Origin of the sequence: Streptomyces sp. NPDC088730, assembly GCF_044751215.1 — a bacterium.
Classification (GTDB): Bacteria; Actinomycetota; Actinomycetes; order Streptomycetales; family Streptomycetaceae; genus Streptomyces.
Window position 1 is genome coordinate 55,064 of record NZ_JBIVLK010000012.1, and the last position, 18,399, is coordinate 73,462.

The 18,399-nt window shown below is 71.5% G+C and carries 16 protein-coding genes; 9 read left to right on the forward strand and 7 right to left on the reverse strand.

Annotated features, from left to right (window positions below; genetic code table 11):
• Window positions 1–98: 98 nt before the first annotated feature.
• Window positions 99–1,490, forward strand: a complete 1,392-nt coding sequence (locus tag ACIP89_RS28690; protein ID WP_401922758.1) for a trehalose-6-phosphate synthase — start codon at window positions 99–101, stop codon at window positions 1,488–1,490.
• On the opposite strand, the gene otsB is transcribed toward ACIP89_RS28690, so the two are convergent.
• The 3 genes from otsB to ACIP89_RS28705 all read right to left on the reverse strand — a co-directional run bounded on the left by otsB (window position 1,467) and on the right by ACIP89_RS28705 (window position 4,017).
• Window positions 1,467–2,324: a trehalose-phosphatase gene (gene otsB, locus ACIP89_RS28695; protein WP_402117474.1), complete on the reverse strand. Its 858-nt coding sequence runs from the start codon at window positions 2,322–2,324 to the stop codon at window positions 1,467–1,469. The two genes, ACIP89_RS28690 and otsB, sit on opposite strands and share 24 nt — an antisense overlap.
• Before the next feature lie 156 nt (window positions 2,325–2,480).
• Window positions 2,481–2,753 (reverse strand): DUF3263 domain-containing protein, encoded by a 273-nt coding sequence (locus tag ACIP89_RS28700; RefSeq protein ID WP_401922752.1) that lies wholly within the window; start codon window positions 2,751–2,753, stop codon window positions 2,481–2,483.
• A 46-nt stretch (window positions 2,754–2,799) separates the two neighbouring features.
• Window positions 2,800–4,017, reverse strand: coding sequence for an extracellular solute-binding protein (locus ACIP89_RS28705; RefSeq protein ID WP_402117594.1), 1,218 nt, complete (start codon window positions 4,015–4,017; stop codon window positions 2,800–2,802).
• A gap of 316 nt (window positions 4,018–4,333) precedes the next feature.
• Here ACIP89_RS28705 and ACIP89_RS28710 point away from each other — a divergent pair, with 316 nt between their 5' ends.
• The 5 genes from ACIP89_RS28710 to ACIP89_RS28730 all read left to right on the forward strand — a co-directional run bounded on the left by ACIP89_RS28710 (window position 4,334) and on the right by ACIP89_RS28730 (window position 9,570).
• On the forward strand, window positions 4,334–5,242 hold the full coding sequence (locus ACIP89_RS28710) for an SIS domain-containing protein (RefSeq protein WP_401922749.1): 909 nt from the start codon (window positions 4,334–4,336) through the stop codon (window positions 5,240–5,242).
• A gap of 124 nt (window positions 5,243–5,366) precedes the next feature.
• Window positions 5,367–6,299 carry an ROK family protein gene (locus ACIP89_RS28715; protein ID WP_401922746.1) on the forward strand — a complete coding sequence of 311 codons (933 nt, stop codon included), beginning with the start codon at window positions 5,367–5,369 and terminating at the stop codon, window positions 6,297–6,299.
• Window positions 6,299–7,468, forward strand: a complete 1,170-nt coding sequence (gene nagA / locus ACIP89_RS28720) for an N-acetylglucosamine-6-phosphate deacetylase (protein ID WP_401932394.1) — start codon at window positions 6,299–6,301, stop codon at window positions 7,466–7,468. Before ACIP89_RS28715 ends, nagA begins: the two co-directional genes overlap by 1 nt.
• Before the next feature lie 156 nt (window positions 7,469–7,624).
• Window positions 7,625–8,569, forward strand: coding sequence for a 1-phosphofructokinase family hexose kinase (locus tag ACIP89_RS28725; RefSeq protein ID WP_401922740.1), 945 nt, complete (start codon window positions 7,625–7,627; stop codon window positions 8,567–8,569).
• A 137-nt stretch (window positions 8,570–8,706) separates the two neighbouring features.
• A complete protein-coding gene (locus ACIP89_RS28730; protein ID WP_402117475.1) occupies window positions 8,707–9,570 on the forward strand; it encodes a ketose-bisphosphate aldolase in 864 nt (287 codons plus the stop codon).
• Between the two features lie 537 nt (window positions 9,571–10,107).
• On the opposite strand, the gene ACIP89_RS28735 is transcribed toward ACIP89_RS28730, so the two are convergent.
• Window positions 10,108–11,127 carry a CBM35 domain-containing protein gene (locus ACIP89_RS28735; RefSeq protein ID WP_402117477.1) on the reverse strand — a complete coding sequence of 340 codons (1,020 nt, stop codon included), beginning with the start codon at window positions 11,125–11,127 and terminating at the stop codon, window positions 10,108–10,110.
• A gap of 153 nt (window positions 11,128–11,280) precedes the next feature.
• Complete coding sequence (gene cdgB / locus ACIP89_RS28740) at window positions 11,281–12,930, reverse strand: diguanylate cyclase CdgB (RefSeq protein WP_401922734.1); 1,650 nt, start codon at window positions 12,928–12,930, stop codon at window positions 11,281–11,283.
• 311 nt (window positions 12,931–13,241) lie between these two features.
• On the opposite strand from cdgB, the gene ACIP89_RS28745 reads away from it, so the two are divergent.
• Complete coding sequence (locus ACIP89_RS28745; protein ID WP_402117478.1) at window positions 13,242–13,748, forward strand: flavin reductase family protein; 507 nt, start codon at window positions 13,242–13,244, stop codon at window positions 13,746–13,748.
• A gap of 23 nt (window positions 13,749–13,771) precedes the next feature.
• Here the strand turns inward: ACIP89_RS28745 and arfB are convergent, their stop codons facing one another.
• Entirely contained in the window at window positions 13,772–14,206 is a 435-nt protein-coding gene (gene arfB, locus ACIP89_RS28750) for an alternative ribosome rescue aminoacyl-tRNA hydrolase ArfB (RefSeq protein WP_328865984.1), read from the reverse strand.
• Window positions 14,207–14,414: 208 nt separating this feature from the next.
• Here arfB and ACIP89_RS28755 point away from each other — a divergent pair, with 208 nt between their 5' ends.
• Both ACIP89_RS28755 and ACIP89_RS28760 read left to right on the forward strand, forming a co-directional pair.
• The gene (locus ACIP89_RS28755; protein ID WP_024493494.1) at window positions 14,415–14,990 is read left to right on the forward strand and encodes a TerD family protein; all 576 of its coding nucleotides are present in this window, start codon (window positions 14,415–14,417) and stop codon (window positions 14,988–14,990) included.
• A gap of 277 nt (window positions 14,991–15,267) precedes the next feature.
• Entirely contained in the window at window positions 15,268–16,839 is a 1,572-nt protein-coding gene (locus ACIP89_RS28760; RefSeq protein WP_401922728.1) for a M4 family metallopeptidase, read from the forward strand.
• Window positions 16,840–16,913: 74 nt separating this feature from the next.
• Here ACIP89_RS28760 and ACIP89_RS28765 read toward each other — a convergent pair whose 3' ends face one another.
• Window positions 16,914–18,278 (reverse strand): M1 family metallopeptidase, encoded by a 1,365-nt coding sequence (locus tag ACIP89_RS28765; RefSeq protein ID WP_402117596.1) that lies wholly within the window; start codon window positions 18,276–18,278, stop codon window positions 16,914–16,916.
• Between the last annotated feature and the right edge of the window lie 121 nt (window positions 18,279–18,399).

Genomic DNA, 18,399 nt, shown 5'->3' on the forward strand with positions numbered 1-18,399 from the left:
ACCTGCGGCCGTCCGGCCGCAGGTCACCCGGCAGCATCCGGGACGGACCGCGGCCGCACGCACGTTTGGACGGTTCGGTATCGGGCTAGATTCCGCGCATGGTCTCCGAGCACGCCCCTCAGCCCGCCGCCCAGGTACTCGTCGCGTCCAACCGCGGTCCGGTCTCGTACGCACTGAACGAGGACGGCTCACTCGACGCGAAACGGGGCGGGGGCGGGCTCGTCTCGGGGCTGAGCGCGGTGGACGACAAGATGTGGGTCTGCGCCGCGCTCGGTGAGGGCGACCGCGAGGCGGTCCGGCGCGGGGTCGGTGAGCCGGGCGTACGGATGCTCGACATCGACGCGGACGTGCACGCCGACGCGTACAACGGCATCGCGAACTCGGTGCTCTGGTTCGTCCACCACCTGCTCTACCAGACCCCCGTGGAGCCCGTCTTCGACGCGGAGTTCCGGCGCCAGTGGGCGTCCTTCGAGGCCTACAACCGGGCCTTCGCCCAGGCGCTGGCCGAGGAGGCGGGCGAGGGCGCGGCGGTCCTGGTGCAGGACTACCACCTGGTGCTGGTGCCGGGCATGCTCCGCGAGCTCCGCCCCGACCTGCGCATCGGCCACTTCTCGCACACCCCGTGGGCGCCCGTCGACTACTTCCGGATGCTGCCGGACGACATCGCGGAGCAGGTGCTGCGCGGCATCCTCGGCGCCGACCGGGCGGCCTTCCTGACCCGCCGCTGGGCGGACGCCTTCATCAGCTGCTGCACGGAGATCCTGGGCGGCACCGGCCGCACCCGGATCGGTGTGCACGGGCTCGGCGCCGACGCGGACTTCCTGCTCCGGCGCGCGCACGAGCCGGACGTGGACGAGCGGATGGCGGCGCTGCGCGAACAGGTGGGCCCCGGCCGGAAGACGATCGTGCGGGTGGACCGCACGGAGCTGTCCAAGAACATCGTCCGCGGGATGCTCGCCTACCGGGCCCTGCTCGACGAACGTCCCGAGTGGCGCGGCCGGGTCGTCCACGTCGCGTTCGCCTACCCCTCCCGGCAGGACCTCGCGGTGTACCGGGAGTACACGGCCGAGGTGAAGCGCGTCGCCGACGACATCAACACGAAGCACGGCACGGCGGACTGGACCCCGGTCGTCCTCCACGTCAAGGACGACTTCGCCCGCTCGCTGGCGGCGTACCGGCTGGCCGACGTGGCGCTCGTCAACCCGATCAGGGACGGGATGAACCTGGTCGCCAAGGAGGTCCCGGTCGTCTCCGACCACGGCTGCGCGCTGGTGCTGTCGCGGGAGGCGGGGGCGTACGAGGAGCTGGCGGACGACGCGATCGCGGTGAACCCGTACGACGTGTCCGCCACCGCCGACGCCCTGCACGAGGCGCTGACGATGGCGGACGGTGAACGCGCGGAGCGCACGGAGCGGCTGGCGGCGGCGGCCACCGCGCTGCCGCCGCAGCAGTGGTTCCTGGACCAGCTAGAGGCGCTGCGCCAGGGCTGACAGGAAGCCGACGACCGCTCCGGGACCGGGCAGCAGCAGGTCGGCGCGTGCGGCCAGTTCCGGCACCTCGGCCTCGCCGCTGCAGACGAGCAGGCCGGGGGTGCCGTCGGGGCCCTCGGTGCGGAGCTTCTCCACGGCGGCGAACGCGGCCAGGTCGCCCAGGTCGTCGCCCGCGTACAGCACGGACTCGGCGCCCGTCTCGCGCACGTACTGCGTGAGGGCGACGCCCTTGTCCATGCCGGAGGGCCGCAGCTCCAGGACCATCCGGCCCGGTTCGACGATCAGTCCGTGCCGGGCGGCCAGCTCGCCCAGGGGGCCGCGCAGCGCCTCGAAGGCGGCCTGCGGGTCCTCGGCGCGGCGGGTGTGGACGGCGAGCGCCTGGCCCTTCTCCTCTATCCAGGTACCGCGCCAGGAGTCGAACCGGTCGAGGAATCCGGGCAGTTCGGCCCGCACGGCGGCGACGCCGGGGTGCGGGGCGGGGGCGCGGACGGTGCCGGAGACGGCGTCCCAGCGTTCGGCGCCGTAGTGGCCGAGGACGACGAGGTGGTCCAGTCCGGCGACCCCGGCGAAGCCGCCGTAGCGGACCGCGACGCCGGCCGGGCGGCCGGTGATCACGGCGATCGACGCGACCCGGGGAGCGAGTGCGGCGAGCGCCTCGACGGTCCCGGGGTGGGCGCGGGCCTTTTCGGGGTCCGGCACGATGTCCGCGAGGGTGCCGTCGAAATCGAGCGCGATGACGGCGCGGTCGGGCCGGCCGAGGAGAGCGGCGAGGCCCTCCCGTCCGGCGGGGGTCGTCGGGGTCGGCAGGGACGGGGTGTGCGGGTGGCTGCCCATGCGCCCGAGCCTATAGGCGGTGGCCTGTGCGCGGGGCCGGCCGGGGCTCCGGCTGCGCGCGGGGCCGGCCGGGGCTCGGCCCCGTACCCCGCTCCTCCATCGCCGGAGGGGCCTGAGCGGGCCGGTCAATCGCCGGAGGGGCCTGAGCGGGCCGGCTCAGCGGCGGCCCCGCCTCGCCTCGCGGACCCGCCGCAGCCGGTTCACCGTGACCGGGTCGGCCTCCAGCGCCCGGCGGTCGTCCAGCAGGGCGTTCAGCAGCTGGTAGTAGCGGGTCGGGGAGATGCCGAGCCGCTCCCGGATGGCCCGCTCCTTCGCCCCGGGGCCGGTCCAGGACTGCCGCTCGACGGCCAGCACCGCGCGGTCCCGCTCCGAGAGTCCGGGAGTGGGCGGTGCGGGCTCGTCGGGGGTGTCCGGGGGAAGGGCGGTCATATCAGCCAATATATGGCGCGGCCCGTGACCTGCGGGCCGCCGCCCGCTACTCCGCGCTCTCCGCCGCCGTGGACTCCTGCGCTATGCGTCCCAGTACGCTCTCGGGCTTCGCGCCCGGCTCGACCGCCTCACCGATGTTCTTCTTGATCGACTCGCTGGCCTGGGCCCAGGACGTCTTTCCGAACGGATAGAGCTGGGCGCTCGGCAGCGCGTCCAGGAACTTGTACAGCGGCTTGTACTTGGGGTCGGCCTCCATCGCGGCCGAGGCGCTGTCGGTGACCGGCAGCATGTCGTAGGTGTCCGCGAAGTCGATGACGTTCTTGTCGCTGAACATGAAGTCGAAGAACTTGCCCATCTCGACCCGGTGATCGTTCTGCTTGAAGCCCATGATCCAGTCGGCGACGCCCATCGAGCTGGTGCTGGGCCCGTTGATACCGGGCAGCGGCACCATGCCGACGTCCACGCCCTTCTTCTTGGCCTCCTGCATCAGCGTCGGATGGCCGTTGAGCATGCCGACGTCGCCGCTGGTGAACGCCGCGAAGGCCTTCGCCCGGTTGAGCTTGCCGGGGGCGACGGGGCCGACGAGGCCCTTGTCGACGAGGTCCGACTTCAGCCAGTCGAACGTCTTGACGTTCTCTTCCGAGTCGATGTTGTACGAGCCGACGTCGTCGGTGTAGCCGCCGCCGCCGCTGAGCAGCCACATCAGCGTCTCGGCCTGGGACTCCTCCTGGCCCAGCGGCAGCGCGAACGGGAACTTCACGCCGCGCTGCTTGAGCGCGGCGGCGTCGCCCGCGATGTCGCTCCAGGTCTTCGGGGCGTCGAGACCGGCCTGGCCGAAGAGCTTCTTGTTGTAGAAGAGCAGCCGGGTGCTGGCCACGAACGGCAGCCCGTACTGGACCTGGCTGACCCGGCCCGCGTCCGCGAGGACCGGCAGGAAGTTGGCCTGGGTGCGGACGCTGAGCATCTGGTCGGCCGAGTAGAGCTTCCCTGCCTTGGCGTAGTCCGCGTACGCGCCGATCTGCGCGATGTCGGGGGCCTTTCCGGCCTTCACCATCTCCGCGACCTTGCGGTCGATGTCCGTCCACGGGAGCACGGTCACGTCGACCTTGATGCCGGGGTGGGACGCCTCGAAGCTCCGGGCGACACCGTCCCAGTACTTGTCCGACTTGTTCGCCTCGCCGGTGCCGTAGTCGGCCGCGACCAGCTTCAGCGTGACGTCTCCCCCGTCGCTCTCGCCGCCGCAGCCGGACAGCACCGCAGTCATCCCCAGCGCGGCGACAGCCGCCGTCAGTCCCAAGTAACGCCGCTGCACAGCCCAGTCCGTCCTCGTCGATCGCGCCATCCGCGGCAACCACGTCCGCGTGGGGCGCTCCGGATGAGCTGCGATTTTGCCCCACCGCCTCCGAGGAGGTCTACACCACCCCGGTATCGCTTCGGCAACGCAGCAGCATTGCACGGGGCGCGGAGTGACTGCTAAGTAGGTCTCGGTCAACCAGGGCCCGGCACAAGGTCCTTGGCCCTCCCAGAGTCCTAATGGTCCAGACCTTTATACGCGCCCACCCCGCGAGGAGCCGTACCGCATGTCCCGTACCGCATCAGAAATTGCCACCCAGCCGAGCTGCTGGCGGCGTGCCGCAGAGGCGGGCGCGGTGGCCGAGGGGCTGCCGCGTCCGGGTGAGCGGGTCGCCGTCACCGGCTGCGGCACGTCCTGGTTCATGGCCATCGCCTACGCCGCGCTGCGCGAGGCGGCCGGGCAGGGCGAGACGGACGCGTACGCCTCCTCGGAGTTCCCGGCCGGGCGGTCCTACGACCGGGTCGTGGCCATCACCCGCTCCGGCACCACGAGCGAGGTGCTGGCACTGCTGGCCGAACTGCGCGGGAAGACGCCGACCCTCGCACTGACCGCCGATCCGAAGACACCGGTGATGGACGCCGCCGACACGGTGGCGGTCCTGGACTGGGCCGACGAGGAGTCGGTCGTGCAGACCCGGTTCGCCACCACCGCGCTCGCCTTCCTGCGGGCCGGTATCGAGGCCGCCGGACCGCTTCCGGCGGGCGTGAAGACGGTGGCGGAGGCCGCCGTGGACGCGGAGCTGGCGGTGACGGAGCCGCTGGACGAGGCGGTGGTCTCGGCCGAGCAGTGGACGTTCCTGGGGCGCGGCTGGACCTACGGGCTGGCGCAGGAGGCCGGGCTGAAGATGCGCGAGGCGGCGGGCGCCTGGACGGAGTCCTACCCGGCGATGGAGTACCGCCACGGCCCCATCGCGATCACCGGGCCGAACCGGGTGGCCTGGGTGTTCGGCGCCCTGCCCGAGGGGCTGGCGGGCGAGGTCGCGGGGGTCGGCGGGACGCTCGTGGCCCGTACCGCCGCCGACCCGATGGCCGACCTGATCCGGGCCCAGCGGCTCGCGGTGGCGCTCGCGGAGTCGAAGGGCTACGACCCGGACCACCCGCGCAACCTGTCGCGGAGCGTGATCCTGCCGGGCTGAGGGCGCACGCGGGGCGCGTTCACGGCGGATTGCCACCCGGTTGCGGGCGGATTTTGTATGGATGCGCAACAAACAGCGATAGTGGACTAGACCTTTTGGGGTTCCTCGGGCGAAACTGTTTCCCGTGAAACACGTCATCGCCCTCGATGTGGGCGGCACCGGAATGAAGGCCGCACTGGTCGGGGCCGATGGCGCCCTGCTCTACGAGGCACGGCGCGCGACCGGCAGAGAGCGCGGCCCCGACGCGGTCGTGGAGTCGATCCTCGCCTTCGCGGCGGATCTGCGCGCGTACGGCGAGGAGCACTTCGGCGAGAGCGCTCTCGCCGCCGGTGTCGCCGTGCCCGGCATCGTCGACGCCGAGAACGGCGTCGCGCTCTACTCCGCCAACCTGGGCTGGAGCGACGTCCCCATGCGCCGGCTCCTCGGTGAGCGGCTCGGCGGCGTCCCCGTCGCCCTCGGCCACGACGTCAGGACCGGCGGACTCGCGGAGGGCCGGATCGGGGCGGGCCGGGGCGCCGACCGCTTCGTCTTCATCCCGCTGGGCACCGGGATCGCCGGGGCCATCGGCATCGGCGGCTCCATCGAGGCGGGCGCCCACGGCTCGGCCGGCGAGATCGGCCACATCGTGATCCGACCGGACGGCCCGGACTGCAGCTGCGGCCAGCGCGGCTGCCTGGAGACGCTGGCCTCCGCGGCCGCCGTCAGCCGGGCCTGGGCCGCCGCGTCCGGGGACCCGAAGGCCGACGCGGCGGACTGCGCCAAGGCCGTGGAGTCGGGCGACCCGGCGGCCCTCGCGGTCTGGCACGACGCCGTGGACGCCCTGGCCGCCGGGCTCGTCACCGCGCTCACCCTGCTGGACCCCCGCACGCTCATCATCGGTGGCGGTCTCGCCGAGGCGGGGGAAACCTTGTTCACACCACTCCGTGCGGCCGTCGAGGAACGCGTCACGTTCCAGAAGCTGCCCCACATCGTCCCCGCGGCTCTCGGGGACACCGCCGGATGCCTGGGCGCAGGGCTGCTCGCCTGGGATCTTCTCTCCACGGAGGTATCCGCCTGATGGCCGGACGCGCAGACAGCACAGTTCTCGCAGGTGCCCGGGTGGTACTCCCCACCGGCACCGTCGAGAACGGCCGGGTGGTCATCGAAGGCACCCGCATCGCCGCCGGTCCGGCACAGGACGCGCCGAGCGTCGACCTGTCCGGCCACTGGATCGTTCCCGGCTTCGTGGACATGCACAACCACGGCGGCGGCGGCGCCTCCTTCACCTCCGGCACCGTGGAGGACGTCCTCACCGGCGTCCGCACCCACCGCGAGCACGGCACCACCACCCTGGTCGCCTCCACCGTCACCGGCGAGATGGACTTCCTCGCCGAACGGGCCGGCATCCTCTCCGAGCTCGTCGAGCAGGGCGAGCTGGCCGGCGTCCACTTCGAGGGCCCCTTCATCTCGCCGTGCCGCAAGGGCGCCCACAGCGAGGGCCTGCTGCGCGACCCGGACCCGGCCGAGGTCCGCAAGCTGATCGACGCCGCCCGGGGCACCGCGAAGATGTTCACGCTCGCCACCGAACTGCCCGGCGGCATCGAGTCCGTACGGCTGCTCGCCGAACACGGCGTCATCGCCGCGATCGGCCACACCGACGCCACGTACGAGCAGACCGTCGAGGCGATCGACGCGGGCGCCACCGTCGCCACGCACCTCTTCAACGCGATGCCGCCCCTGGGCCACCGCGCGCCCGGCCCGATCGCCGCCCTCCTGGAGGACGAGCGGATCACGGTCGAGCTGATCAACGACGGCACGCACCTGCACCCGGCCGCCCTGCAACTGGCCTACCACCACGCGGGCGCCCACCGCGTCGCCCTGATCACCGACGCCATGGACGCGGCCGGGTTCGGTGACGGCCAGTACCAGCTGGGCCCGCTCGCCGTCGAGGTCAAGGACGGCGTCGCCCGGCTCGTCGAGGGCAACTCCATCGCCGGCTCCACCCTCACCCTGGACACCGCCTTCCACCGCGCCGTGACCATCGACCGCATCCCGGTCGGTGACGTGGTCCAGTCGATCTCCGCCAACCCCGCCCGGCTGCTCGGCGTATACGACCGGGTCGGCTCGCTGGAACCGGGCAAGGACGCCGACCTGGTCGTCCTGGACGCCGACTTCGCGCTCAAGGGCGTCATGCGCAAGGGCGAGTGGGTCGTCCAGCCCGTCCAGCCGGTGCCCGCGGCGGTCTGACGGCAGTCCCCGGACAGAACGTAACGAAGAGACGGCGGTTGTCCCCCGGGTCTGGGCCCGCCGCCGGCTCTTTGGCATGATCGTCCGCGAAACAACCAGGAACAGCGGATTCCGCGACCGGCATCCGCGCTCAGCACGTATCGAGGGGGCGGCCGAGTGATCCTCACGGTCACGCTGAACACGGCACTCGACCTGACGTACGGCGTTCCCGCCCTCGTCCCGCACGCCAGCCACCGGGTCACCGATCTCTCCGAGCGGCCCGGCGGCAAGGGCATCAACGTCGCCCGGGTCCTCACCGCCCTCGGCCACGACAGCGTCGTCACCGGCTTCGCGGGCGGCGCCACCGGCTCCGTACTGCGGCAACTGCTCGCGGACCTCCCGGCCGGCCGGGCGAGCCTCACCGACGCGCTCGTCCCGGTGGCCGGCGACACCCGCCGCACCCTGGCCGTCGTGGACGGGACCACCGGCGACACCACCCAGTTCAACGAACCGGGGCCGCACGTCACCGCCGACGAGTGGACCGCCTTCCTCCGCAGTTACGAGAAGCTGCTCACCGGCGCCGAAGCGGTCGCCCTCTGCGGCAGCCTGCCCCCCGGCATCCACGTCGGCGCCTACGCCGAACTGATCCGGCCGGCCCGCGCGGCCGGCGTCCCGGTGCTCCTGGACACCAGCGGCGAACCGCTGCGCCGGGGCATCGCCGCCCGCCCCGACCTCATCAAGCCGAACGCCGACGAGCTCGCCCAGCTCACCGGCTCCCGCGAACCCACCCGCGCCACCCGCGACGCCCGCCGCCGCGGCGCGCACACGGTGATCGCCTCACTGGGCCCGGACGGCATGCTGGCGGTCACCCCCGACGGCAGCTGGCGGGCGTCCCCGCCTGCCGCGGTCAAGGGCAACCCGACCGGGGCCGGCGACTCCGCGGTGGCCGGGCTGCTCTCCTCCCTCGTCGAGGGCCTGAGCTGGCCGGACCGGCTGCGGCGGGCGGTGGCACTGTCGACGGCGACCGTGCTGGCCCCCACCGCGGGTGACTTCGACCGCGCGGCCTACGAGGAGCTGCTGCCGCGCGTCGCCATCGAGGAACACGCAGACGGAGCGGCCTAGGGGCGTGTCCGCGAAGTCTCGCCCGCCCGGCGGCGCCGGGCCCGCTCTTCGGGCGGACGACGGTACTTCGCGGACACGCCCCAGCCGCGCCCCCACCGGGCCCCTCACCGGGCCCGAGGAATCAACAGAGGTCAGCAATGCCGCTCGTCAGTACCGGTGAACTCGTCTCCGCCGCCCAGGCCCAGGGACGCGGTATCGCCGCCTTCAACGTCATCACCCTGGAACACGCGGAGGCCATCGCCACCGGCGCGGAGCGGGCCGGTGCCCCCGCCATCCTCCAGATCTCCGAGAACGCCGTGAAGTTCCACGGCGGCCGGCTCTCCGCCATCGCGGCGGCCGCCGCCGCCGTCGCCCGCACCTCCGCCGTCCCGCTCGCCCTCCACCTCGACCACGTCGAGTCCGTGGAGCTGCTGCACCAGGCGCACGACGAGGGCTTCGGCTCCGTCATGTTCGACGCCTCCAAGCTGAGTTACGCGGAGAACGTGCGGGCCACCGCGGAGGCCGTCGCCTGGGGCCACGAGCGCGGCATCTGGATCGAGGCCGAGCTCGGCAAGGTCGGCGGCAAGGAGGGCGAGGCCCCGCTCGACGCCCACGCCCCCGGCGTCCGCACCGACCCGGAGGAGGCCGCCGCGTACGTCGCCGCGACCGGTGTCGACGCGCTGGCCGTCGCGGTGGGCTCCTCGCACGCCATGACCGAGCGCACCGCCGCCCTGGACCACGCGCTGATCGGCCGGCTGCGCGACGCCGTCCCCGTCCCGCTGGTGCTGCACGGCTCCAGCGGCGTCCCGGACGAAGAGATCCGCCAGGCCGTCGCCGCCTCCGGCATGGTCAAGATCAACGTGGGCACGGCCCTGAACACCGCGTTCACCGGAGCCGTACGGTCCTACCTCGCCGAGAACACCACGGGCGTCGACCCGCGCAAGTACATCGCGCCGGGCCGCGAGGCGATGGCCGCGACGGTCGCGGGCTTCCTGGGGCTTATGTCAGGCACCACACACTGACCCGAACCGAGTATGGCTGAATCTTTCCCCACCCCTCAGGACTCGTGTTCCATTTGGCCGCACCTCCATTCAAGATCGCCTCTCCTCACGCGGCGGCTAAGGACGTACAACGGGCACACGGCCACAGTGCGTGCCTCGCGCAGCACTGGGGCCGCCAAGACGGGCACGGTCACCTCCTCCGGCAGGAAGTGCTCAGAGAACCTCTGCCAGGCGTACTCCGGCGGGTCTTACACGTGCTGGACCGGCGGACCGTCGGGCAACAGCTGGATCGGCGTCCTTGACTCAAGCGGCCGTCTGGGCTGGGTCGCCGCCAAGTGTGTGGGCGTGTCCCGCTGGTCCTGATGAAGCAGCCGGTCGGCGCCGTACGCCCCTCGCGTGTCGTGTAGTTCAAGCCGTCTCGCGGCGGCCGACGGCGCACCCCTCCGAACGACCGGGCAAGCGAAACAGGCCCCGCCCCACGCACGTGACGTAGGGCGGGGCCTCCTGTTTCTCGGCCAGTCAGCACGCTGCTGCGCGGCAGCAACGCGTCAGGAGATCTCAGCCGCTCGCGGGCGTGACCTCAAGCCAGTCAAGGAGCACATCGCACTGGTTTCCGTCCTGGCACGAGATGCTGATCTCGTTCTCGCCCTTGACCAGGTCGACGGGCGCCCAGGTGGTCTGCCAGTTCTTCTCCCAGTTCGGGTCCGAGGAATGGACGAAGTCCTTGAGCCCGATCGGCTGTGAGTTCGGCTTCCCGTTGACCGTCAACGTTGCGTTGGCATCCTTGCCGGGGATCGCGTAGCGCACCGTCAGACGGTACGAACCGGCCTTCTCCATCGCGGCCTGCCACGTCACGGAGGATCCGACTGCGTTGAAACCGGAAACATAGGCGCCGCCGGGGCCCTCGGCGCCCTTGACGCTCTTCTCCACGGCCGCCGTGCCGCCGAGCTTGAGCGACACCGCGTCCTGCTTCGGGAGCTCCGGAGGAGCCTCGGAGGACTTCGACTGCTGCGGCTTCGGCGACTCCTCGACCTCACCGGCCGGACCGGAGGAGGACGACGCCGCGTCGTCGTTGGTCTTCTTGCCCTTGTCGTCGTCGCCCGTCATCAGGGCGGCGCCGATGCCGATGAGCACGACCGCGACGACCGCGATCGCACCGATCAGCAGGCCCTTGGTGTTGGGACCGCCCTTGCCGGGACCGCCGCCGTTGCCCCGGCCGCCCTGGTGGGGGACCTGCGAGGTGGGGGCGCCGGGGTACGTCTCCGGGGCCGCGTACTGCGCGTTCGGCTGCCCGTACTGGCCCTGCTGCTGCCCGTACTGGGCGTTGTTCTGCGCCTGCGGCGGGTAGCCGTAGGCCCCCTGCTGCGGCACCTGCTGGCCGTACTGGCGCTCACCGACGGTCCGCACCTGGTTGTACGAGGTGCGCGGGACACCGCGCTGCGCGGCGGGGCCCGGGTAGCCGTAGCCCCCCTGGCCGCCCTGACCGGGCGGCTGCGCACCGGCCGCCCGCCCGTCCTCGTAGAGGTAGCCGAACGGGTCGTCGTCCTCGGGTGTGCTCGCGCCGTTGTTCCCGGCCATCCCTGGGTCACTCCTCACCATGTCGTCGGCCACTCGCCGTATACCGTCAGCCCACGCCGACCGGCCGAGCCTACCCCGAACGGACCAGCCCAAGAATTGCCGGAGGTGCCGCGTGGACCGGGGCGGGGTACGCGCACAACGCCCCGGCGAACGTCAGCCGGCCCTGCGGTGAACCTTCGAGCGGGACCGCTTCTCGATGTACATCCGCTGGTCGGCGGAGCGCAGCACTTCCTCCGCGGTCATGCCGCAGGAGGCCCAGCCGATGCCGAAACTCGCCCCGACGCGGACCGCCCGGCCGTCGACCCGAATGGGCGGAATGATGGCGTTACGCAGGCGTACGGCCAGGTCCGCGGCGTCCGCAGAGCCCAGCCCGTCCGCGAGCACGACGAATTCGTCACCCCCGAGCCGGGCGACGGTGTCGCCGTCGCGGACACAGGTGGTGAGCCGGCGGGCGACCTCGATGAGGACCGCGTCACCCGTGTGGTGGCCGAAGCGGTCGTTGATCGACTTGAAGCCGTCCAGGTCGCAGAAGAGGACCGCGAGGCCCTTCGAGCCGTCGTCCTGCCCGGTGTCGGGTGCGACGGAATGCACATGGTGGTCGTACGGGCCGACGCCCGTCCCGGCGTCGAAGCCGTCGGCGGGGAAGCCGTGCAGCCGGGCCTCGTCCACATCGCCGTACGCCGCGTCCAGCGCCTGCACGTCGGTGGACGCCATCGCGTGCGGGCGCTCGCAGAGCCGGGCGCTGAGCCGGGAGCGCAGCTCGGCGCTGTTGGGCAGGCCGGTGAGGGCGTCGTGCGAGGCGCGGTGCGCGAGGTTCAGCTCGTGGCGCTTGCGCTCCTCTATGTCCTCGACGTGGGTGAGCAGGAAGCGCGGCCCGTCCGCGGTGTCCGCGACGACGGAGTTGCGCAGCGAGACCCAGAGGTAGGTGCCGTCCCGGCGGCCCAGCCGCAGCTCGGCGCGGCCGCCCTCGGCGGAGGTGCGGAGCAGGGTGCCGATGTCCTCGGGGTGGACCAGGTCCGCGAAGGAGTAGCGGCGCAGGACGGAGGCGGGGCGGCCGAGCAGCCGGCACAGGGCGTCGTTGGTGCGGAGCAGCCGGCCGTGCTGGTCGCCGCCCATCTCCGCGATGGCCATGCCGCTGGGGGCGTACTCGAAGGCCTGGCGGAAGGACTCCTCGCTGGCCCGCAGCGCCTGCTGCTCCCGCTCCAGGCGGACCAGGGCGCGCTGCATGTTGGCCCGGAGCCTGGCGTTGCTGATGGCGATGGCCGACTGGGAGGCGTACATCTGGAGGGCCTCGCGGCCCCAGGCCCCGGGGTGGCGGCCGTTGCGGGGGCGGTCGACGGATATGACGCCGAGGAGGTCGGAGCCGCCGCCGGAGGCGTACATCGGGGCGTAGAGCCGGTCCTGGGGGTGCCACTCGTCCTCGAAGCGGGGCTCGGGGCCCTCGGTGTGCCACTGCGGGACGTCGTCGTCGAGGAGGACCCAGCCCTCGGTGTGCGGTATGAAGCGGAGCTCGTCCCATATCTCGCCCATGGCCAGCCGGCGCTCCCAGGAGGTGCGGGAGCCGACGCGGCCGGTGATCAGGGCCTCCGCGGCGCTGTTCCCGGCGAAGGCGGCGACGACGAGGTCACCGTCGGGACGGACGAGGTTGACGCAGGCCAGCTCGTAGCCGAGACCAGCGACGATTCCGTCGGCCACGGTCTGCAGCGTGTCGGCCAGGCTCCGCGCCGTGTTGAGATCGGCCACGGCCTGGTGCAGCTGCCGCATCGTCGCAAGACGGACGTACGGCTCCGACTCGGCCTCCATCGCTCGCACTCCCCGAGACCTCGACAGCACTCCAGGTTTCATATCGGTGTACTTGACGTACTTACTGCAGTGTCACGGCCACTGAATCACAGTGAGCTGTGCACTCGGTACACAGGGTCAACAAATATCGCGCTCTGTGAGACAAGTCACAACAGATAGTAAAGGATGACCTCCAGCTCTTCGGCAGGTCCTAGGACCTGCCTGGTTCCCTGGCCCGATGCGCCACCGGCCCGTGCACGACTAGCGTGCCCGGTGTGTTGCAGACGAAGCCCCCCGCCCCGCGTTCCCGGCCCGTCCCCCATGCTGAGGGGGTGAGCAACGACGAGTTCCGTGGTGCCCTCGCCCGACTGGCCGCCGGCGTGGTGCTGGTCACCGCCCAGGAGCCACCGCTCGACGAGCGGGGGCGCGGCGAGGACGTCGGCATGACCGCGACCGCCTTCATGTCGGTCTCGCTGGACCCGCCGCTGGTCATGGTGAGCCTGCGCAACGACTCACGGATGGACGACCTGCTGGCGGAGCAGCCGCTGTGGGCCGTCTCGGTGCTGTCGGAGAGCCAGCGGCACATCGCCGGACGGTTCGCCATGAAGGGCCGGATCAGCGACCGGCTGCTGTTCGAGGACATCCCCTATGTACGCGGGGAGGTCACGGGGGCGCCGCTGGCCGGGGGCGCGCTCGCCACGCTGGAGTGCCGTACGGAGCAGCGCGTCGTGGCGGGTGACCACACGCTGGTGATCGGGCGGGTGCTCAGCGCCCAGCTGCCGACCCAGGAGGGCGGCCCGCTGACGTACTTCCGGGGGCGCTACCGGCAGCTGGGCTGACCGCTCAGCGCCTCTCGGCGGCTCTACCAGTCGCGGCCGGAGCGGCCGCGCTTGGTGTCGCCGCGCTGCTTCTTCTCGCGCAGCCTGCGCTCGTTGATGCCGCGCGGGATCTTGCGCTTGCGGCGCGGCTTGGGGGGCGGCGCCGTGGCCTCGGCCAGCAGGGAAGTGAGCCGTACGGCGGCCGTCTCGCGGTTGCGCCACTGCGAGCGGTGCTCCGAGGAGCGGACCGACACCACCCCGTTGACCAGCCGGCTCTCCAGCCGCTCCAGGGCGCGCTCCTTCCACACCTCCGGCAGCGACTCGGTCGCCGCGAGGTCGAAGCGGAGCTCGACCTGGGAGTCGGTGGTGTTGACGTGCTGCCCGCCGGGCCCGGAGGACCGCGAGAAACGCCACATGAGCTCGGCCTCCGGCAGGGAGACCGCACCGCGGATGACATAGGGCCCGGACATGACACCCATGTTCCCCGGCCCACCGGGTGTTCGTCACCTTCTTTACGGACCGGCGGACCCACGGACCCGCGGACCGTCCCGCGGCCGCACCCGGCGACCGTTCGGTAAAGAAAGCAAAGCCGGAAGGAACCTCTCGGTCCCTTGTCCGCGTTATGGAGGGTGACGGTAGCTTCGTGACGACACGAAGCCCGCACCCGACAGATGAAAGGGACTTCCCATGGCAGTAAGCCTGTCCAAGGGCGGCAACGTCTCCCTCACCAAGGAGGCCCCCGGCCTCACCGCCGTCACGGTCGGCCTCGGCTGGGACGTCCGTACCACCACCGGAACGGACTTCGACCTCGACGCGTCCGCGATCGCGGTCAACGCCGCCGGGAAGGTCTTCTCCGACGGTCACTTCGTCTTCTTCAACAACAAGGCGACGCCGGACCAGACCATCGTGCACACCGGTGACAACGTCACGGGTGAGGGCGAGGGCGACGACGAGCAGATCACCGTCAACCTGGCTGGGCTCCCGGCCGACATCGACAAGATCGTCTTCCCGGTGTCGATCTACGACGCCGAGACCCGCAGCCAGAACTTCGGCCAGGTGCGCAACGCCTACATCCGCATCCTCAACCAGGCCGGCGGCGCCGAGATCGCCCGCTACGACCTGAGCGAGGACGCCGCCACCGAGACCGCCATGGTCTTCGGCGAGCTGTACCGCAACGGTGCCGAGTGGAAGTTCCGCGCCGTCGGCCAGGGTTACGCCTCCGGCCTGCGCGGCATCGCCCAGGACTTCGGCGTCACCCTCTGACGCTCCGTCCCACCGCTTCACCGGAGCCCCCGGCCGATCGTCCTGCGGCCGGGGGCTCCGGCGCGTCCGCATACCACTGATCGCCCCCAACAGGGCGAACGACACGCGGTTTTGCACAACCGGCGGAAGTCCGCCGGATAGCGGACACGGACGCACCTCAGTCGGACAAGAACTGGTCAAAGAAATGTGAGGTAATTGTTGGTGCACCGTCAATGTCGGTCATTCGGTGGCACGCTCTCCGCTCGTAACCCCCCACGGAACGAGCAACGGAGAACCCATGACCCCCCACATGAACACCCGTCGCGCCGCAGCCCTGGCCGCCGTGGCCGCGATGGTCGTCGTAGGAGTGCAGACCGGTACCGCGAACGCCCGGACGGCCGCCCCCGACAACGGCTCCTCCGCCTCCTCCCCCGCGTTCGGCGCCGCCGCGGCGCGCACCACGGCCATCAAGTCGGCCCAGAACGACGCCTCTTCGACCGCCGCCACGCTCAAGCTCGGCGGCAAGGAGAAGCTGATCGCCCGTGACGTGATCAAGGACGCCAAGGGCACCGTCCACACCCGCTACGAGCGCACCTACGCCGGACTGCCCGTCATCGGCGGCGACCTCGTCACCCACATCGCGAGCAACGGCAAGCTCAAGAGCGTCACCAAGGCGACGAACGCCAAGATATCCGTGCCGTCCACGACGGCGAAGATCAAGACGGTGGCCGCCGCCCGCAAGGTGATCTGGGCGGGCGGCTCCAAGCCGGTCCTCGCGCTCGAATCCGTGAAGACCGGGGTGCAGAAGGACGGCACCCCGAGCCGCAAGCGCGTCATCACCGACGCCACCACCGGCAAGGTGCTCCAGAGCTACGAGGAGATCGAGACCGCCGGCGTCGGCAACAGCCAGTACAGCGGCAAGGTGGACCTGTCCACCACCGCGTCCGGCTCCGGTTTCGAGCTGACCGACGGCGACCGCGGCGGCCACAAGACGTACGACCTGAACCAGGGCGAGAGCGGCACCGGCGACCTGGTCACCGACGACGACGACACGTGGGGCGACGGCACCGGAAACGACCGCCAGACCGCCGCGGTCGACGCCCACTACGGCGCCGCCGAGACCTGGGACTTCTACAAGGACGTGCTCGGCCGCGACGGCATCGCGGGCGACGGCAAGGCCGCGTACTCCCGGGTCCACTACGGCGACGCCTACGTCAACGCGTTCTGGGACGACAGCTGCTTCTGCATGACGTACGGCGACGGCGCCGACAACAAGAGCGCCCTCACCGGCCTCGACGTCGCCGGGCACGAGATGAGCCACGGGCTGACCTCGTCCACCGCCAACCTCGACTACATCGGTGAGTCCGGCGGCCTCAACGAGGCGACCAGCGACATCTTCGGCACCTCGGTGGAGTTCTACGCCGACAACGCCACCGACGTCGGTGACTACCTCATCGGCGAGAAGATCGACATCAACGGCGACGGCACCCCGCTGCGTTACATGGACCAGCCGAGCAAGGACGGCGGCTCGGCCGACTACTGGGACAGCAGCGTCGGCAACGAGGACGTGCACTACTCCTCCGGTGTCGCCAACCACTTCTTCTACCTGCTGGCCGAGGGCAGCGGCGCGAAGACCATCAACGGCGTCGACTACGACTCCCCGACCTCCGACGGCTCCACCGTCACCGGCATCGGCCGGGACAAGGCCATCCAGATCTGGTACAAGGCCCTCTCCGAGTACATGACCTCCTCCACCGACTACGCGGCCGCCCGCACCGCGACCGAGAAGGCCGCGACCGACCTCTACGGCGCGGACAGCGCCGAGCTGAAGTCCGTCGACGCCGCCTGGACCGGCGTCAACGTGAAGTAACACCCGGTCCGTTGCTCCCGGGAGCCGGCCGGCCGTCCGCGGCCGGCCGGCTTCTGCCGTACAGCCACGGCCGGTCAGCCGTCCGCGGCCGGCCGGCCCCTGCCGTACAGCCACTTCTTCCACAGCTCCGTCAGATCCCGGCCGGTCGCCTTCTCCACGTACGCGGTGAACTGCGCAGTGGTGGCGTTGCCGTGCCGGTGGGCCTTCGTCCAGCCCGCGAGCAGCGCGAAGAACTTCTCGTCGTCGTCGACCGCCTCGCGGATCTTGTGGATCACCATGGCGCCCCGACCGTAGACCGGCGGGTCCGAGATGCCGGCCGCGGACGGCGGATCGGCGGGCGGGAAGGCCCAGTTGTCGTCGTCCGCGTAGGCCTCGTCGAACGACTCCTGGGCCGGGGTGTCCTCCTTCTCCTCCTCCCACAGCCACTCCGCGTAGGTCGCCGGACCCTCGTTGAGCCACATGTCCCGCCAGCTCGCGGGCGTGACCGAGTCGCCGAACCACTGGTGCGACATCTCGTGGACCAGCAGCCCGACGCTCGGCGGTCCGGGGAAGAACGGCCGGTTCTGCGTCTCCAGCGCGTACCCGGCGTCCCCCTCGCGCTCGACGATCGCGCCGGTCGCGGAGAACGGGTACGGGCCGAAGTGCTCCGCCTCCCACGTCACCACCTCGGGAACCCGGGCCACGGTCCGCGCGCTCGCCTTCGCCGACTCCGGGTCCACAGCGGTGGACACCGTGATGCCCCCCGCCATCGTGGACGTCTTCGTCTCGAACCGGCCGACGGCCAGGACCGCGAGATAGCTCGCCATCGGCTCGGCGGTGTACCAGCGGTACGTGGTGCGGCCGCCCCGCGTCGTCGGCGGACCGGCCTGCACCCCGTTGGAGACCGCAGTCAGCCCCTTGGGGACGGTGACCGACACGTCGTACGTGGCCTTGTCGCCCGGGTGGTTGTTGCCCGGGAACCAGGCCATCGAGCCGGTCGGCTCACCGAGGGCGAGGGAGCCGTCGTCGGTCGGCAGCCAGCCCTCCTGCGACTTGTCCGGGTCGGTGATGGTCTTCGGGGAGCCGGAGTAGCGGATGACGGTGTGGAACGTCTCGCCCTCGCGGAGCCGGTTCTCGGCCTTCGCGTCCGTACGCAGCGTCAGCTCGCTGCCCGCCCGGTTGACGGCGGCCGGCCGGCCCTCCACGGTCGCGGAGTCCACGGTGAGGCCGTCGAGGTCCAGGTTGAAAGAGCTGAGGTCCTGGGTGGCGCGGGCGGTGATCTCGGCGGTGCCCCGCAGCGTCTGCTCGTCCGGGTCGACATCGAGCGTGAGGTCGTAGTGCGTGACGTCGTAACCGCCGTTGCCGAGCTTGGGGAAGTACGGGTCACGCACCCCGGAGGCGCCCGGTTTGCCCTCCACCCCGCCGGTACAGGCGGGGGCGAGGAGAACGAGGGCGAGCAGCAGGACGACGGTCCTGGCCGTGCGTGCCCCTGCCCTGCGGGATGTGCCGGGTGTGCGTGCTGGGGCGGCTTGATCCAGATCCAGATCCACGCCGATGATCCTATGTGCGGAATGTCGGAGT

Excerpts from the sequence above, each read along its gene's own strand:
- otsB (WP_402117474.1), bottom strand. The coding sequence starts at position 2,324 with ATGGGCAGCCACCCGCACACCCCGTCCCTGCCGACCCCGACGACCCCC.
- ACIP89_RS28755 (WP_024493494.1), top strand. The coding sequence starts at position 14,415 with ATGGCAGTAAGCCTGTCCAAGGGCGGCAACGTCTCCCTCACCAAGGAG.
- ACIP89_RS28735 (WP_402117477.1), bottom strand. The coding sequence starts at position 11,127 with ATGGCCGGGAACAACGGCGCGAGCACACCCGAGGACGACGACCCGTTC.
- ACIP89_RS28690 (WP_401922758.1), top strand. The coding sequence starts at position 99 with ATGGTCTCCGAGCACGCCCCTCAGCCCGCCGCCCAGGTACTCGTCGCG.
- cdgB (WP_401922734.1), bottom strand. The coding sequence starts at position 12,930 with ATGGAGGCCGAGTCGGAGCCGTACGTCCGTCTTGCGACGATGCGGCAG.
- ACIP89_RS28710 (WP_401922749.1), top strand. The coding sequence starts at position 4,334 with ATGTCCCGTACCGCATCAGAAATTGCCACCCAGCCGAGCTGCTGGCGG.
- ACIP89_RS28700 (WP_401922752.1), bottom strand. The coding sequence starts at position 2,753 with ATGACCGCCCTTCCCCCGGACACCCCCGACGAGCCCGCACCGCCCACT.
- ACIP89_RS28730 (WP_402117475.1), top strand. The coding sequence starts at position 8,707 with ATGCCGCTCGTCAGTACCGGTGAACTCGTCTCCGCCGCCCAGGCCCAG.
- arfB (WP_328865984.1), bottom strand. The coding sequence starts at position 14,206 with ATGGGTGTCATGTCCGGGCCCTATGTCATCCGCGGTGCGGTCTCCCTG.
- ACIP89_RS28705 (WP_402117594.1), bottom strand. The coding sequence starts at position 4,017 with ATGACTGCGGTGCTGTCCGGCTGCGGCGGCGAGAGCGACGGGGGAGAC.
- ACIP89_RS28760 (WP_401922728.1), top strand. The coding sequence starts at position 15,268 with ATGACCCCCCACATGAACACCCGTCGCGCCGCAGCCCTGGCCGCCGTG.
- nagA (WP_401932394.1), top strand. The coding sequence starts at position 6,299 with ATGGCCGGACGCGCAGACAGCACAGTTCTCGCAGGTGCCCGGGTGGTA.